Raw genomic sequence first — 14,260 nt, 5'->3', positions numbered from 1 at the left:
TCGGAGTGAGGATGTTGGGTATCTATCGTATTTTCTTTGTAGGTATAATTTTAACCGGAATTTTTATGGCCAATTCGTCATTTTTAAAACAGGTCGATGCAGAAGACGGTGCAATTAATCAAGATACAATGGTAGTTGTATTAGAACGTCATTATCTTGATGGCGACAAAAGTGAAGAGATTATCATTGAAAATTTGTCCGCATCTGAGATCCAAGAAAAATACGCGGATTGGGTATTGGTACATGTGGATGGAAATCGAATCGTATTTAAAAAGTATGTTGACGATATTTCTCCATTATTGAAATCGAACGGTTTTTTCGGTGTAACTGACGATGGAACTTTATCGATTTTTAATGGAAAACCCGATGTGAACAATGTCATTCACTCATTCTTTCAAATCGATATGGGAAAACTGGAAACAAAAACACAAAAGGAACTTGTTAAAGGGATACCAGTACGGACAAAAGAAGATTTTCTTCATGTTTTGGAGGCCTTTAAACCTTATAGTGTAACGGTTGAAGAATGAGGGGAAAGGACATTTTTTAAAAAAAGTGCAGGCAGCTAAATAGTTTTTGTGAACTATTTGTGAAATATTTCACAAATGGATTGTTTTCTTCATGAAATTCGATATAATTTATATAGAAACAAGTAAGCAAAACCAAAAAATAAAACGGTTACATATTTAATATATCTCCTTGTTTCATCCTTTTCTTCGCCTCTAAAAAGCGGGGTATGGATAGATAGATTAAGCAGCATGATTACTTTCCTTATCTTTAATTGGGACAAAAAGAGTCCTATATGGACAAAAATTTCACAAAACATTACCAAATTTTAAAGGAGGAATTGCAAATGGCAACAAGTGAATTTTATATGCCCACTGTAAACCTTTTTGGCGTAAATAAAGTGCAGGAAGTGGGATCAAGATTAAAGGGTCTCGGGTGTAAGAAGACTCTAATTGTAACAGATGAAGGAATCAAAAGTTTAGGATATGCCGACCAAGTTGCCGGAATTGTTCGGGAAGCTGGTCTGGAAGTTGTCATATATTCAGAAGTAAAACCAAATCCAACCGATAAAAATGTTGAGGCCGGTTTGAAAATATTCACGGAAGAAAATTGTGATTCAATCATTTCTTTAGGCGGCGGTAGTCCCCATGATTGTGCAAAAGGGATTGGTTTAGTTGCGGCAAATGGTGGCACGATTCATGATTATGAAGGTGTTGATCGTTCAGCAAAACCAATGGTACCACTGGCTGCCATTAACACAACTGCCGGTACTGCAAGTGAAATGACGAAATTCACAATTATTACAGATACAAGTAGAAAAGTAAAAATGGCGATTGTTGATAAACATGTAACTCCGACATTCTCTGTTAATGACCCGATGTTAATGATTGGTATGCCTCCATCCTTAACCGCTGCAACAGGTTTGGATGCGTTAACACATGCGGTAGAAGCATATGTGTCAACGGCTGCTACACCAATTACGGATGCTTGTGCATTAAAAGCAATTGAAATCATTCCTGAATTTTTGCCGCGTGCATTTGCAAATGGTCAAGATTTGGAAGCACGTGAACAAATGATTTATGCTCAATATTTAGCTGGTATGGCTTTCAACAATGCTTCTTTAGGGTATGTTCATGCCATAGCACACCAATTCGGCGGATTCTATGATTTGCCTCATGGTGTATGTAATGCCATACTATTACCACATGTATCCAGATTCAATCTTGTAGCTCGTCCGGATCGTTTCCGTAATATCGCCATTGCACTGGGTGAAAATGTGAAAGGCTTAAGCACATATGAAGCTGCAGAAAAAGCAATTGCCACAATTGAACGACTGGCAAGAGATATGAATATTCCGAATGGATTTAAAGAATTAGGTGCAAAAGAAGAAGATATTCCGGTTTTAGCTGAACATGCGATGGCAGATGCTTGTGCAGCAACAAACCCGCGTAAGGCAAAACTTGAAGAAGTTATGGAAATTATCCGTCAAGCAATGTGATATTAAATTGTGAAAACTCGCGCGCCCGAGCGTTTAGTCGATTCCAATCGGGCGCATGCGGGCTATATATTACTACTTGATTCTTCAATTTTTTGGTGGAAGTCCTAAAGCTCGTTAATAGAGGTTAAATTGTTTTGATTATAAGCAATTACCATTAAAGCAGTGGAGGGATTGTTATGAAGTTAAAAGATAAAGTAGCCATTGTCACAGGCGCAAGTGCCGGCATCGGAAAAGCAACTGCAGAACTTTTTGTAAAAGAAGGCGCGAAAGTTGTTTTAACGGATATTAAGGAAGCTGAAGGTCAAAAAGTCGCTTCTGAAATTGACAGCGAAGCCATTTTTATTAAACATGATGTAGCAAAAGAAGAAGACTGGATTCATGTAGTCAACACAACGATCGACAAGTTTGGCAAAATCGATATTTTAGTCAATAATGCCGGTGTTTACTATATTAGTCCGCTTGCAGAAATCACATTGGAAAAATGGAATTGGCTAATGTCGATTAATGTAACCGGTGTCTTCCTCGGAATGAAACATGTTTTACCTCATATGGCTAAAAATAAAACAGGCTCAGTAATCAATCTTTCTTCTATCGCCGGATTAGGTGGTGCACCGGGACATGCATTGTATGGAGCCAGTAAAGGTGCAGTACGGATCATGACAAAAGATGTGGCAACCGAATATGGTCCATTTAATGTACGTGTAAATTCAGTTCATCCTTCCTATATCAAAACAGCTATGGCTTCGTACGGGGCTGAAACGGCACAAACATCAATTGATGAACTAGGAAAAGACTATCCGTTACGAAGAATCGGTAATCCTGAAGAAGTTGCTGCTACTTGCTTATTCTTAGCTTCAGATGATTCTTCATTTATTACCGGTCAGGAAATTGTCGTTGATGGTGGAGTCACTGCAGCATTGTAAACAGTTTTTGATATAAGAACAAATATGACAACGATCGATTAGACATTACGTCAAAAGTAACATTGGATACAGCTTTTGGTAAAAGAATAAATATCAACGTTTCGCGAATTTCTAACATCCGGGCTACTAGGAATAGATGGAGCTTGCCATCCCTTTCAGCTGGAATAGGTGGGTGGCAAACTTTTCTAATTTCCAATTCATCAAATGTTTCAGTTTTGCATAAATGGCAGACTTTTTCAATACCCCATTGTTTCTATGAAAATATCAGTTATAATATTATAGAAGGCGCTTTCCAGGAGAGCATACAATTGCTATTTGGCAATTTATCTCAAGGGAAGGAGTGGTCATATGACATTCATTAATAAAGTTGTAGAAGTTTAATAAATTAAAAAAAGGAGAGGAACAGAAATGAGAGCGTTAACATACTTTGGACCGGGGAAAAAAGATATAGTGGAAAAACCAATGCCAAAAGTGGAAAATTCAACAGATGCTGTCGTAAAAATCACAAAAACAACCATTTGCGGGACAGATTTACATATATTATCCGGTGATGTTCCGGCAGTAACAGAAGGTAGAATCTTAGGACATGAAGGCGTTGGAATTATTGAAGAAGTCGGTGAAGGTGTAAAGAACTTCAAAAAAGGTGACCGTGTCATTATTTCCTGTATAACGTCATGCGGAAAATGTGAAAACTGTAAAAAAGGATTATACGCCCATTGTGAAGATGGGGGCTGGATTTTAGGTCACCTGATTGATGGTACACAAGCAGAATATGTCCGAATTCCTCATGCCGATAACAGTTTATATCATATACCGGACGGTTCTGATGAAGAAGCACTTGTTATGTTGAGTGATATTTTGCCTACCGGATTTGAAATAGGTGTGTTAAACGGAAATGTACAACCGGGTCAAACTGTAGCGATTATTGGTGCCGGACCAGTTGGAATGGCAGCACTTTTGACCGCACAATTCTATTCACCGGCAGAAATTATTATGGTCGACTTGAACGATAGCCGTTTGGACACAGCACTAAAATTCGGTGCCACAAAAGCTATCAATAGCGGAGACGGTCGGGCGATTGAAAAAATAAAAGAATACACGAATGGGAAAGGTGTCGATGTCGCTATTGAAGCAGTCGGTATTCCGGCAACTTTTGATATTTGTCAGGAGATTGTCAAACCTGGTGGATATATCGCTAACGTAGGAGTACATGGAAAACCGGTTGAATTCCATATAGAAAAACTATGGATTTCTAATATTACATTAACAACCGGACTTGTTAATACATCTACAACACCGATGCTTTTAAAAACAGTTACATCCAAAAAATTACAACCTGAACAATTAATTACCCATCGCTTTACCTTTGACCAATTTTTAGAAGCATATGATGTATTTAAACAAGCTGCTGAAAATGAAGCGATGAAGGTAATCATCTCTAACGAGTAAATAAAAGTGAAAAGACTGTAATGAAACATCAGGATATGATTCTGGCAGGTCATATTCTGATGTTTTTTTCAATTGGTTTTGATAGGAATTCAGTAGACAGAAAATTTTCGTGACGGAGTGTTATTACTGGGCAAAAAGTGATTTCTATTGTAGTATTTTTACAAGATGAATTGGAAATGTATTATGGAAGGAATGCTGAATGAGTGAAAACCATTTCGATTGAAAAATTGGTCCAAGAATTTTCTTTGGAAGTTTTGGAAGGGAAAGATTATTTAAACCGGAAAATATCACAGCCAAGAACCCATCGACCTGGACTGGAGTTTATCGGCTATTTTGATTATTTTCCAATGGAACAAATTCAAATATTAGGCAAAAAGGAGATTACTTATTTACATAAATTAACTGATGAAGAACGGAGATACCATATTGGTAATGTTGTCAAATACCATCCACCTTGCTTTATTGTCACAGCCGGCCAAGAAGGCTTAACGTATTTAAAACAATATTGTAAAGAGGAAAGAATCCCGTTATTAAGAACAAATGAGAAAAGCTCAGAGTTTATTGATAATCTGAACAATTATTTAAAAAATAAATTAGCACCTGAGATTGCCATTCATGGTGTGTGTTTAAATGTTTATGGCGTAGGAATTTTATTACGGGGAAAATCCGGAATCGGAAAAAGTGAAACAGCTCATACTCTTATTGGCCGAGGTCATCGTTTAGTTGCTGATGATATTGTTGTGTTGAAAAAAATAAGTTCCAAAACGCTTCTCGGAACCCATAATCGGACAAACAAAGAATTTTTGGCCCTCCGTAGTATTGGTCTTTTAAATATAGCCAAAATTTATGGAAGAAAAGCATTTCAGGAAGAAACTAGAATCGCTATCGATATTGAATTGTGCCGTTGGGAAGACAATGAATTAAATAATCAACTGGAACCGGAATTGACTTATAAAGACTATTTAGGTGTGAAAATTCCCCATATTGAAATCCAATTGCAACCTGGTCGGGATGTGGCTGGTTTAGTGGAGGCTGCTTGCACGAATTGGTATTTATTTCAGCAAGGGTATAATGCCGCAGAGGAGTTTTTTGAACGAATACAGAACGAATTGAAGGATCAAGAAAACGAATAGGTAATAAATGTAAAGAAAATTATGTGCTAATAAATTTCACTTGAGTTTCGCACCTTGGAAAACCAATAAATTGCCGAAACCCATTGTTATTACCATTTTGAGGCGGGAATGGTCTCGTCGGCAAATTTGAGTGCGGAGATCTTATTTTTGTCGACGATTCCTAATCCCGTCACCGATTTTGTGAGAGCCTTATTTTTGCCTACGAGTCCCAATCTCGTCACCGATTTGAGGGAAGTTCCCTTTTTGCCGACGTTTTTAAGGTTTAGCGAAAGTTCACAACCATCATAGTTGGTATCTTGAAAATAGTCGACAAAGCACTTCACTTTTCAAATAATGAAAAATCTTTAAAAACCCCCTGAAAATGTGTCCGGATTTTTACTGAATCATATTGATTATTAAGAATTTGTGAACGGAGTTGTTTCATAATAGCGCTTTCAACAAGATGTGAACGATTACAATCAATTTTACGAAAAGTCCTTGCGAATAATTTGTGAAAAACTTCACATTGATATTGATTATTATCCTTTTTGTTTATATAATGAACTTAGATAACAAGGATGTCACTAAACTTGTTATCGGTCTTCATCAAAGAAATGATGAAGATTAATTCAACTAAAAAAGTAGGAAAAGATTTTTCAACAAGTGATTTTTTGTAAAATAGGGACAAAAAATGTCTATATGGGACATAATTTGTCCTATAGGTGCACACTTTATCCCGCACAAACGGACACTAAATCTTCCTCAGTGGCTTAAGGAAAATCAAAGATGTAAAGGAGGAAGATAAGTGCCCGTAAGTGCCCGATTGGTTCAACTAACCATCAGTGGGGGGATGTTAACCCCACTGATGGAAGTTTCACTTTATCCCGCACAAAAATAAAAAATGATAGGAGGCCTTTAACATGAGTACAAAAACATTGGTAAAAGAAGAAAAAACGGTGAATCCAACCGGAAATGAAGTGGATGAGTTAGTTGCTAAAGGTCAGAAAGCGCTGGAAGCATTTATGGATTACGATCAAGAAACCATTGATAATATTGTCAAGGAAATGGCTTTGGCAGGATTAAATGAGCATATGCGACTGGCCAAATTAGCTATTGAAGAAACGAAACGCGGTGTTTATGAAGATAAAATCATCAAAAACTTGTTTGCAACGGAATATATTTACCACGGCATCAAATACGATAAAACAGTAGGTGTGATTCGGGAAGATGACAATGAAGGCATTGTAGAAATTGCTGAACCAGTCGGTGTTGTTGCCGGTGTCACTCCGGTTACAAATCCGACATCAACAACGATGTTTAAATCGCTAATTGCCATTAAAACAAGAAACCCGATTATTTTCGCATTCCATCCATCGGCGCAACAATCAAGTAAAGAAGCAGCAAAAGTGTTGTTGGAAGCAGCGATTCGTACCGGTGCACCGGAAAACTGTATTCAATGGATTGAAGCACCGTCTATGGAAAAAACTGATTACTTAATGAAACACCCTGGTATTTCCCTAATTCTTGCCACAGGTGGATCGGGAATGGTAAAAGCCGCTTACAGTTCCGGAAAACCGGCATTAGGCGTTGGACCGGGTAACGTACCTTGTTATATTGAAAAATCAGCGAAGATCAAACGGGCTGTGAACGATTTAATTTTATCAAAAACGTTCGACAACGGGATGATTTGTGCATCTGAACAAGCAGTGATTATCGATGAAGAAGTTTATGATGCCGTTAAACAAGAATTGATTGCCAACAATTGCTATTTTTTAACAGAAGAAGAAAAGAAAAAAGTTGAAAAATATGTGATGCGAGAAACCGGTGGCGTCAATCCGGCCGTCGTGGGACAATCTGCTAATAAAATCGCCGAAGCAGCCGGAGTCAGCGTACCGGAAAACACAAAAATCCTTCTTGCCGAAACGGTGAAAGTAGGACCGGAAGAACCGCTATCCGGTGAAAAATTAAGTCCGGTACTTGCTTGCTTTAAGGTTGAAAATTCAAAAGAGGGCATTCAACGGGCCTTAGAAATGTTGCATTACAACGGTATGGGTCATTCAGCGGTCATTCATTCCCAAAATGAAGAGGTTATTCGTGAATACGGCAGAAAGATGAAAGCCGGTCGTGTGATTGTGAACCAGCCATCATCCCAAGGTGCAATTGGTGATATTTATAATGCCTATATTCCATCTTTAACATTAGGTTGCGGAACATATGGCGGGAACTCCGTATCAACCAACGTTGGTACATTTCACCTAGTTAATAAAAAAATCATGGCAAAAAGGCGTGTTAACATGCAATGGTTTAAAATTCCACCAAAAATTTACTTTGAAAAAAATTCAACTCAATATTTATCGAAAATGCCGGATATTTCAAGAGCATTTATCGTGGCTGATAAAGATATGGTCCGGCTCGGTTACGTCGATAAAGTATTGTATTATTTAAGAAAAAGACCGGATTATGTCCACAGTGAAATTTTCTCGGATGTAAAAACCGAACCTTCCGTTGAAGTGGTGATGAAAGGTGTCGAAGCGATGGCTAATTTCCATCCGGATGTTATTATCGCGGTTGGTGGAGGATCTGTTCTCGATGCAGCGAAAGGGATGTGGCTATTCTATGAACATCCGGAAATTGAATTCAATGGCGCAAAACAAAAATTCATGGATATCCGGAAACGCGTTTACAAATTCCCTGAATTAGGTAAGAAATCTAAACTCGTTTGTATCCCGACAACTTCCGGTACCGGTTCTGAAGTTACTTCATTTTCGGTTATCACGGATGAAGATCTCGATATAAAATATCCGTTGGCAGACTATGAATTAACACCGGATGTGGCTATTATTGACCCGAGTTTTGTGATGACGATGCCAAAATCAATTACGGCTGACACAGGTATGGATGTTTTGACCCATGCGATTGAAGCCTATGTATCAAATATGGCCAATGATTATACAGACGGCTTAGCCATTAAAGCTATTCAACTCGTTTTTGAATATTTACCAAAAGCTTATCATAACGGGAACGATGAACTGGCAAGGGAAAAAATGCATAATGCATCGACAATTGCAGGGATGGCATTCTCAAACGCATTCCTCGGTTTAAATCATAGTATTGCCCATAAACTTGGCGGAGCGTTCGGGATTCCACACGGACGGATGAATGCGATTCTCCTGCCGCATGTCATTCGTTACAATGCACAAAAACCAACGAAATTTGCCACATTCCCGAAATATGAACATTTCATTGCCGATGAGCGTTATGCGGAAATTGCAAAGGCTCTTGGATTACCGGCTCGCACCACTGAAGAAGGGGTCGAAAGTTTAGTCAATGAAATTATTAAATTAGCAAAAGGAATCAATATCCCGATGAGTATGAAAGAAAACGGGGTAAAAGAAGAAGAATTAGAGGCACAAATTACGGAACTTGCCGACAAAGCATTTGAAGATCAATGTACAAATGCTAATCCGAAATTACCGCTAATTACAGAAATTGAAGAAATCATCCGCAAAGCCTATCAAGGGATTTAATTAAATCGCCATCTTGTAAGAGGGACATCTCTTTTGGATTCATTTTCGAAAGAGGCTGTCCCTCTTCTCTTTACTGTTATAATTGTGGTAAAATGTATGACAGTTAGGCAAGGGAGAGGATTAAGTGTACGCATATATTGTTGGAACCGTAGAATATATTAGTCCGCAATACATTGTTGTTGAAAATCATGGAATCGGTTATCAAATTTTTACACCGAATCCGTATATTTTTCGTCAAGATCAAACAAAACAGAAAATATATACATATTTTCATGTACGGGACGATGCACATATTTTATACGGTTTTCGAACATTAGAGGAAAAACAGTTCTTTACAAAATTGATTAATGTTTCCGGTATTGGACCTAAAGGGGCACTTGCCATCCTTGCAGCAGGAGAGCCGAAGCAGATTGCCCATGCTATCGAGCAAGAAAACGAGAAGTTCTTGACCACTTTTCCCGGTGTCGGTAAAAAGACGGCAAGACAAATAATATTAGATCTGAAAGGGAAACTGCAGGAATTTTTAGATGACCTTCCCGATCATACTGGAGGAGGTAGCGAGGTTATGGATGAGGAAAATCATGAACTCAAGGAGGCATTGTTGGCTCTTGAAGCGCTCGGCTATTCGAACAAGGAAATCAGGAAGGTCGCCGGAATGTTAAATACGGAAAAATTATCTACGGATCAATATATAAAATTAGCTTTGAAGAAACTGTCCCATTTATAAAAACGGACCCGTATACGAAAAGTTTCGTTACCACCTTAACGGGTAGTAGGACCTTCACCTCAAGTTTTTCGAGTTTACATAAAAGATAGGTGGGGAATGAACTAAGTCCCAAGTAGGAAGTAGTTTTTCATCACCATTTAGAGGAGTACGAATGGGTTGCCGCCATTCTACAAAAGGAAATAGTTTTCACCATATATATAGTTGAGTACGAATGAATCGCCGCCACTCCGCAAAAGGAAGTAGTTTTTCATCACCATATAGAGGGGGATTGTCATGACAGAACGAATTATATCCGATCAAGCCGATTTTGAGGATCTATCTTTGGAACAAAATTTGCGCCCCCATTCGTTTGACCAATATATCGGACAAGATCAGGTGAAAAATAACTTAAAAATTTTTATCGAAGCAGCGAAAATGAGAATGGAAACTTTAGACCATGTCCTGTTATATGGTCCCCCGGGATTAGGGAAAACAACATTGGCAGCAATCATTGCCAATGAAATGGGGGGGAACTTACGGACAACATCAGGTCCCGCCATTGAACGGCCCGGTGATCTTGCTGCCGTATTAACCGCCATTGAACCCGGCGATGTATTATTTATTGATGAAATTCACCGTCTTAATCGTGCAATAGAAGAAGTCCTTTATCCGGCAATGGAAGATTTTTGCTTGGATATTGTGATTGGGAAAGGTGCCGGTGCTCGCTCGATTCGAATCGATTTGCCTCCCTTCACTTTAGTCGGAGCAACAACCCGGGCCGGGGCATTGTCTGCACCGCTAAGGGATCGATTTGGAGTTTTAAGCAGATTAGAGTATTATAAACCTGACCAGTTAATCGAAATCGTCTTTCGAACCGCCTCAATATTGGATGCTGAAATTGATGAAGGGGCAGCGAACGAAATTGCATTACGTTCCCGGGGGACACCTCGAATAGCAAACCGGTTACTCCGCAGGGTTCGTGATTTTGCCCAAGTGAAAGGTGACGGTACGATTACACGAGCACTGGCCAATGAAGCACTTGACCTGTTGCAAGTTGACCGATTGGGTTTGGATCATATTGACCATAAATTATTGCGAGGAATCATAGAAAAATTTAACGGCGGACCGGTCGGATTGGATACAATTGCGGCAACAATCGGCGAAGAAGCTGAAACGATCGAGGATGTCTATGAGCCTTATTTATTACAAATCGGCTTCTTACAAAGGACACCGAGAGGAAGAGTCGTAACTGGAGCTGTATATGAACATTTTCACATGGAGGTTCCGAAAAAATGACAGGACTGGCAAAAATGTTGATGACCATCGGAGGCATTATCTTTCTTGTTGGTTTCTTGATGCAGTTTATTAAAATTGGTAGGCTGCCCGGTGATATTATCATTCAAAAAGGTAACACAACCTTTTATTTTCCAATTATGACCTCGATATTATTAAGTATCGTCCTTTCGCTTATCTTTTTTATTATAAACAGATTTAGATAGAAGTTGGTGGGAAACAATGAAATTAGAAGACTTTGATTATTATTTACCGGATGAATTAATTGCCCAAACACCTTTACAAGATCGGGCCGCAAGCCGTTTAATGGTATTGAATAAACAAACGGGTGAAATTGAACATAAAATTTTTTCCGACATTATTCATTATTTGAACCCGGGAGATTGTCTCGTATTAAATGATACAAAAGTGATGCCGGCACGACTTTTTGGAATGAAAGAAGACACAAATGCCCATGTAGAAGTATTGCTTCTGAAACAAATTGAAGGGGACAAATGGGAAACGCTTGTAAAGCCGGCCAAACGGATTAAACCGGGAACAGTCATCAGTTTTGGCGGGGGTAAATTACATGCCAAATGTATAGATACATTAGAATATGGGGGCAGAATATTCGAATTTCAGTATGACGGTATTTTTTACGAGATTCTTGATGAATTAGGGGAAATGCCGTTGCCTCCATATATTAAAAAACGGCTGGATGATGCCGATCGCTATCAAACCGTCTATGCCCGGGAAATCGGTTCTGCGGCAGCACCAACCGCGGGACTTCACTTTACTGAAAAATTGTTAGCGGACATTAAAAACAAAGGGGTCCATATTGCGTTTATTACGCTACATGTCGGTCTCGGGACATTTCGTCCGGTCAATGTTGAGTCTATAGAAGAACATGAAATGCATGCGGAATTTTATCATATGACTGAGGAAACAGCGAACTTGTTGAATGAAGTGAAGAAAAACGGCAGACGGATTATTTCTGTTGGTACAACGTCAACAAGAACTCTGGAAACCATTGCTGCACGCCATAATGGTTCATTTGTTGCCGAAAGTGGTTGGACGGATATTTTTATTTATCCAGGGTTTCAGTTTAAGGCAATTGATTGTTTAATTACCAATTTCCATTTACCAAAATCAACGCTCATTATGCTTGTCAGTGCGTTGGCCGGCAGAGAACATATCTTGCATGCCTACGAAACTGCGGTAAAGGAACGTTATCGTTTTTTCAGCTTTGGCGATGCGATGTTTATTCATTAAAAGAAAGGAGCAGCATGATTTGACTGCCATAAGTTATGAATTAATAAAAACCGATAAACAAACAGGTGCAAGACTTGGTATTTTGCATACACCACATGGTTCATATGAAACACCGATGTTTATGCCGGTTGGAACATTGGCCACGGTAAAAACAATGTCGCCTGAAGAATTAAAGGAAATCGGTGCCGGGGTTATTTTAAGTAATACGTATCATTTATGGTTACGGCCGGGGCATGATATTGTGAAAGAAGCGGGTGGACTTCATCAATTCATGAACTGGGATCAGGCTATTTTAACTGATTCCGGCGGTTTTCAAGTTTTTAGTTTAAGTGAATTTCGAAAAATTGAAGAAGAAGGTGTCCATTTCCGTAATCATTTGAACGGGGACAAGCTGTTTTTATCTCCGGAAATATCGATGGAAGTTCAAAATGCGCTCGGTTCCGATATTATGATGGCTTTTGACGAATGCCCACCTTATCCGGCAGAATATGATTATATGAAAAAATCGGTGGAGCGGACTTCACGATGGGCTGAGCGCTGTTTGAAAGCACATAAACGCTCGAAAGATCAAGGACTGTTTGGGATCGTTCAAGGCGGTGAGTATGAAGACCTACGAAAACAAAGTGCCGAAGATCTCGTATCCCTTGATTTCCCGGGCTATGCAGTTGGCGGGCTGTCGGTCGGGGAACCAAAAGAGACGATGAACCGGATGTTAGAATTTACGACACCGCTTTTGCCGGCTGATAAACCGCGCTATTTAATGGGTGTCGGTTCACCGGATTCCTTAATTGATGGTGCCATTCGCGGGATTGATATGTTTGACTGTGTATTGCCAACAAGGATTGCCCGTAACGGTACTGTTATGACATCAACCGGCCGACTTGTTGTGAAAAATGCCAAATATGCCCGTGACTTCGGTCCGCTTGATGATCATTGTGATTGTTATGCTTGTCGAAATTACAGTCGTGCCTATATCCGCCACTTAATTCATACAAATGAAATATTAGGATTTCGACTTTGTACTTATCATAACCTCTATTTTCTGATAAAATTAATGGAGCAAGTCCGTCAAGCAATTCGTGAAGATCGTCTTATGGACTTTCGTGAACAGTTTTTTGAACAATATGGGTTTAATAAACCTAATGCAAAAAATTTCTAATAGAGAGGAGGTAACAAATTGAGTCAAGGAACATACAGTATTCTCATGTTAGTTTTGATGTTGGTCATTTTTTATTTCCTGTTAATCAGACCTCAACAAAAGCGTCAAAAAGCAGTACAGCAAATGCAAGCAAGTCTGGAAAAAGGGGATAAAATAGTAACTATTGGCGGTCTCCATGGCTTTATCGACTCCATTGATGAAAGTACAGTCGTTATTAAATGTGGAGATGGCAGTCGTCTTACATACGAGCGTAGTGCTATTCGTGATGTGTTAGAAAAAGCAAATAAATCGTAAGAAATGTTTTCCGTGATGATTGAATACCCAGCCCGATAAAAAGAGCTGGGTTTTTTTCAAAGATAAAAAGAACGGAATTTTATTTAATCCTCAAAATCAAGCTTGACGTGAACGGTTTCCCATCATATTTACTCCGAGAATGCCCCCCATAACAGCAGTAAGCGTAAAGCAAATATAATAGATTGTTTGTTCCATATTAAATACGGAATCATATCCAAAAAAATGAAACAAGAAATTAATCACTGTATATAATATTCCTGTTAACCCTCCCAGTAGCCATCCTTTTTCCTTTCCACGGCCGCCTGCAACAAAACCCCCAATAAATAAGGAAATAAACGATATGACTGTAATTATTAAACTAAGTTGTCCCTCTTGAACCGATGAAAACTTAAGAATTAATGAGAATATCAAGCTAAATAGTGCGGCAACCACATAAACAACACCTAAACCAATAAATACAGAACTGCTTAATCTTCTTGTATCCACATATAGTCCCCCCATAGTCATGGCATTAAAACTGATATTGGTACAAGCATATTCAGAG

Annotated in this window: 13 protein-coding genes; 12 read left to right on the top strand and 1 reads right to left on the bottom strand. The window is 38.9% G+C overall.

All coding sequences use genetic code 11. The features are described 5' to 3' along the window. The first annotated feature begins 14 nt into the window (after positions 1-14). The 12 genes from BT1A1_RS11435 to yajC all read left to right on the top strand — a co-directional run bounded on the left by BT1A1_RS11435 (position 15) and on the right by yajC (position 13,716). Positions 15-527: a BofC C-terminal domain-containing protein gene (locus tag BT1A1_RS11435; protein WP_051989113.1), complete on the top strand. Its 513-nt coding sequence runs from the start codon at positions 15-17 to the stop codon at positions 525-527. A 323-nt stretch (positions 528-850) separates the two neighbouring features. Further along, positions 851-2,002 carry an iron-containing alcohol dehydrogenase gene (locus BT1A1_RS11430; protein ID WP_034771364.1) on the top strand — a complete coding sequence of 384 codons (1,152 nt, stop codon included), beginning with the start codon at positions 851-853 and terminating at the stop codon, positions 2,000-2,002. Between the two features lie 176 nt (positions 2,003-2,178). Further along, complete coding sequence (locus BT1A1_RS11425; RefSeq protein WP_034771363.1) at positions 2,179-2,925, top strand: SDR family NAD(P)-dependent oxidoreductase; 747 nt, start codon at positions 2,179-2,181, stop codon at positions 2,923-2,925. Between the two features lie 408 nt (positions 2,926-3,333). Next, positions 3,334-4,374: a zinc-dependent alcohol dehydrogenase family protein gene (locus BT1A1_RS11420; RefSeq protein ID WP_034771354.1), complete on the top strand. Its 1,041-nt coding sequence runs from the start codon at positions 3,334-3,336 to the stop codon at positions 4,372-4,374. A 203-nt stretch (positions 4,375-4,577) separates the two neighbouring features. Then, complete coding sequence (gene hprK / locus BT1A1_RS11415) at positions 4,578-5,507, top strand: HPr(Ser) kinase/phosphatase (RefSeq protein WP_034771352.1); 930 nt, start codon at positions 4,578-4,580, stop codon at positions 5,505-5,507. Positions 5,508-6,406: 899 nt separating this feature from the next. Further along, positions 6,407-9,013 (top strand): bifunctional acetaldehyde-CoA/alcohol dehydrogenase, encoded by a 2,607-nt coding sequence (adhE, locus tag BT1A1_RS11405; protein ID WP_051989112.1) that lies wholly within the window; start codon positions 6,407-6,409, stop codon positions 9,011-9,013. A gap of 124 nt (positions 9,014-9,137) precedes the next feature. Then, positions 9,138-9,740, top strand: coding sequence for a Holliday junction branch migration protein RuvA (gene ruvA / locus BT1A1_RS11400; RefSeq protein WP_034771343.1), 603 nt, complete (start codon positions 9,138-9,140; stop codon positions 9,738-9,740). 273 nt (positions 9,741-10,013) lie between these two features. Then, on the top strand, positions 10,014-11,015 hold the full coding sequence (ruvB, locus tag BT1A1_RS11395; RefSeq protein ID WP_034771341.1) for a Holliday junction branch migration DNA helicase RuvB: 1,002 nt from the start codon (positions 10,014-10,016) through the stop codon (positions 11,013-11,015). After that, positions 11,012-11,218: a DUF2905 domain-containing protein gene (locus tag BT1A1_RS11390; protein ID WP_034771339.1), complete on the top strand. Its 207-nt coding sequence runs from the start codon at positions 11,012-11,014 to the stop codon at positions 11,216-11,218. The genes ruvB and BT1A1_RS11390 overlap by 4 nt, the downstream gene beginning before the upstream one ends. A gap of 16 nt (positions 11,219-11,234) precedes the next feature. Beyond that, positions 11,235-12,263, top strand: a complete 1,029-nt coding sequence (queA, locus tag BT1A1_RS11385) for a tRNA preQ1(34) S-adenosylmethionine ribosyltransferase-isomerase QueA (RefSeq protein WP_034771337.1) — start codon at positions 11,235-11,237, stop codon at positions 12,261-12,263. 19 nt (positions 12,264-12,282) lie between these two features. Beyond that, entirely contained in the window at positions 12,283-13,422 is a 1,140-nt protein-coding gene (gene tgt / locus BT1A1_RS11380; RefSeq protein ID WP_034771336.1) for a tRNA guanosine(34) transglycosylase Tgt, read from the top strand. Between the two features lie 45 nt (positions 13,423-13,467). Continuing rightward, complete coding sequence (gene yajC / locus BT1A1_RS11375; protein ID WP_034771409.1) at positions 13,468-13,716, top strand: preprotein translocase subunit YajC; 249 nt, start codon at positions 13,468-13,470, stop codon at positions 13,714-13,716. Between the two features lie 96 nt (positions 13,717-13,812). On the opposite strand, the gene BT1A1_RS11370 is transcribed toward yajC, so the two are convergent. After that, positions 13,813-14,202: a TIGR04086 family membrane protein gene (locus BT1A1_RS11370; protein WP_330939316.1), complete on the bottom strand. Its 390-nt coding sequence runs from the start codon at positions 14,200-14,202 to the stop codon at positions 13,813-13,815. Positions 14,203-14,260: the final 58 nt, after the last annotated feature.

Source organism: Caldibacillus thermoamylovorans (assembly GCF_000751775.1).
GTDB classification, from domain to species: domain Bacteria; phylum Bacillota; class Bacilli; order Bacillales; family Caldibacillaceae; genus Caldifermentibacillus; species Caldifermentibacillus hisashii.
Note: the sequence above shows the minus strand (reverse complement) of the source record. Positions and strands in the feature narration are given on the sequence as shown.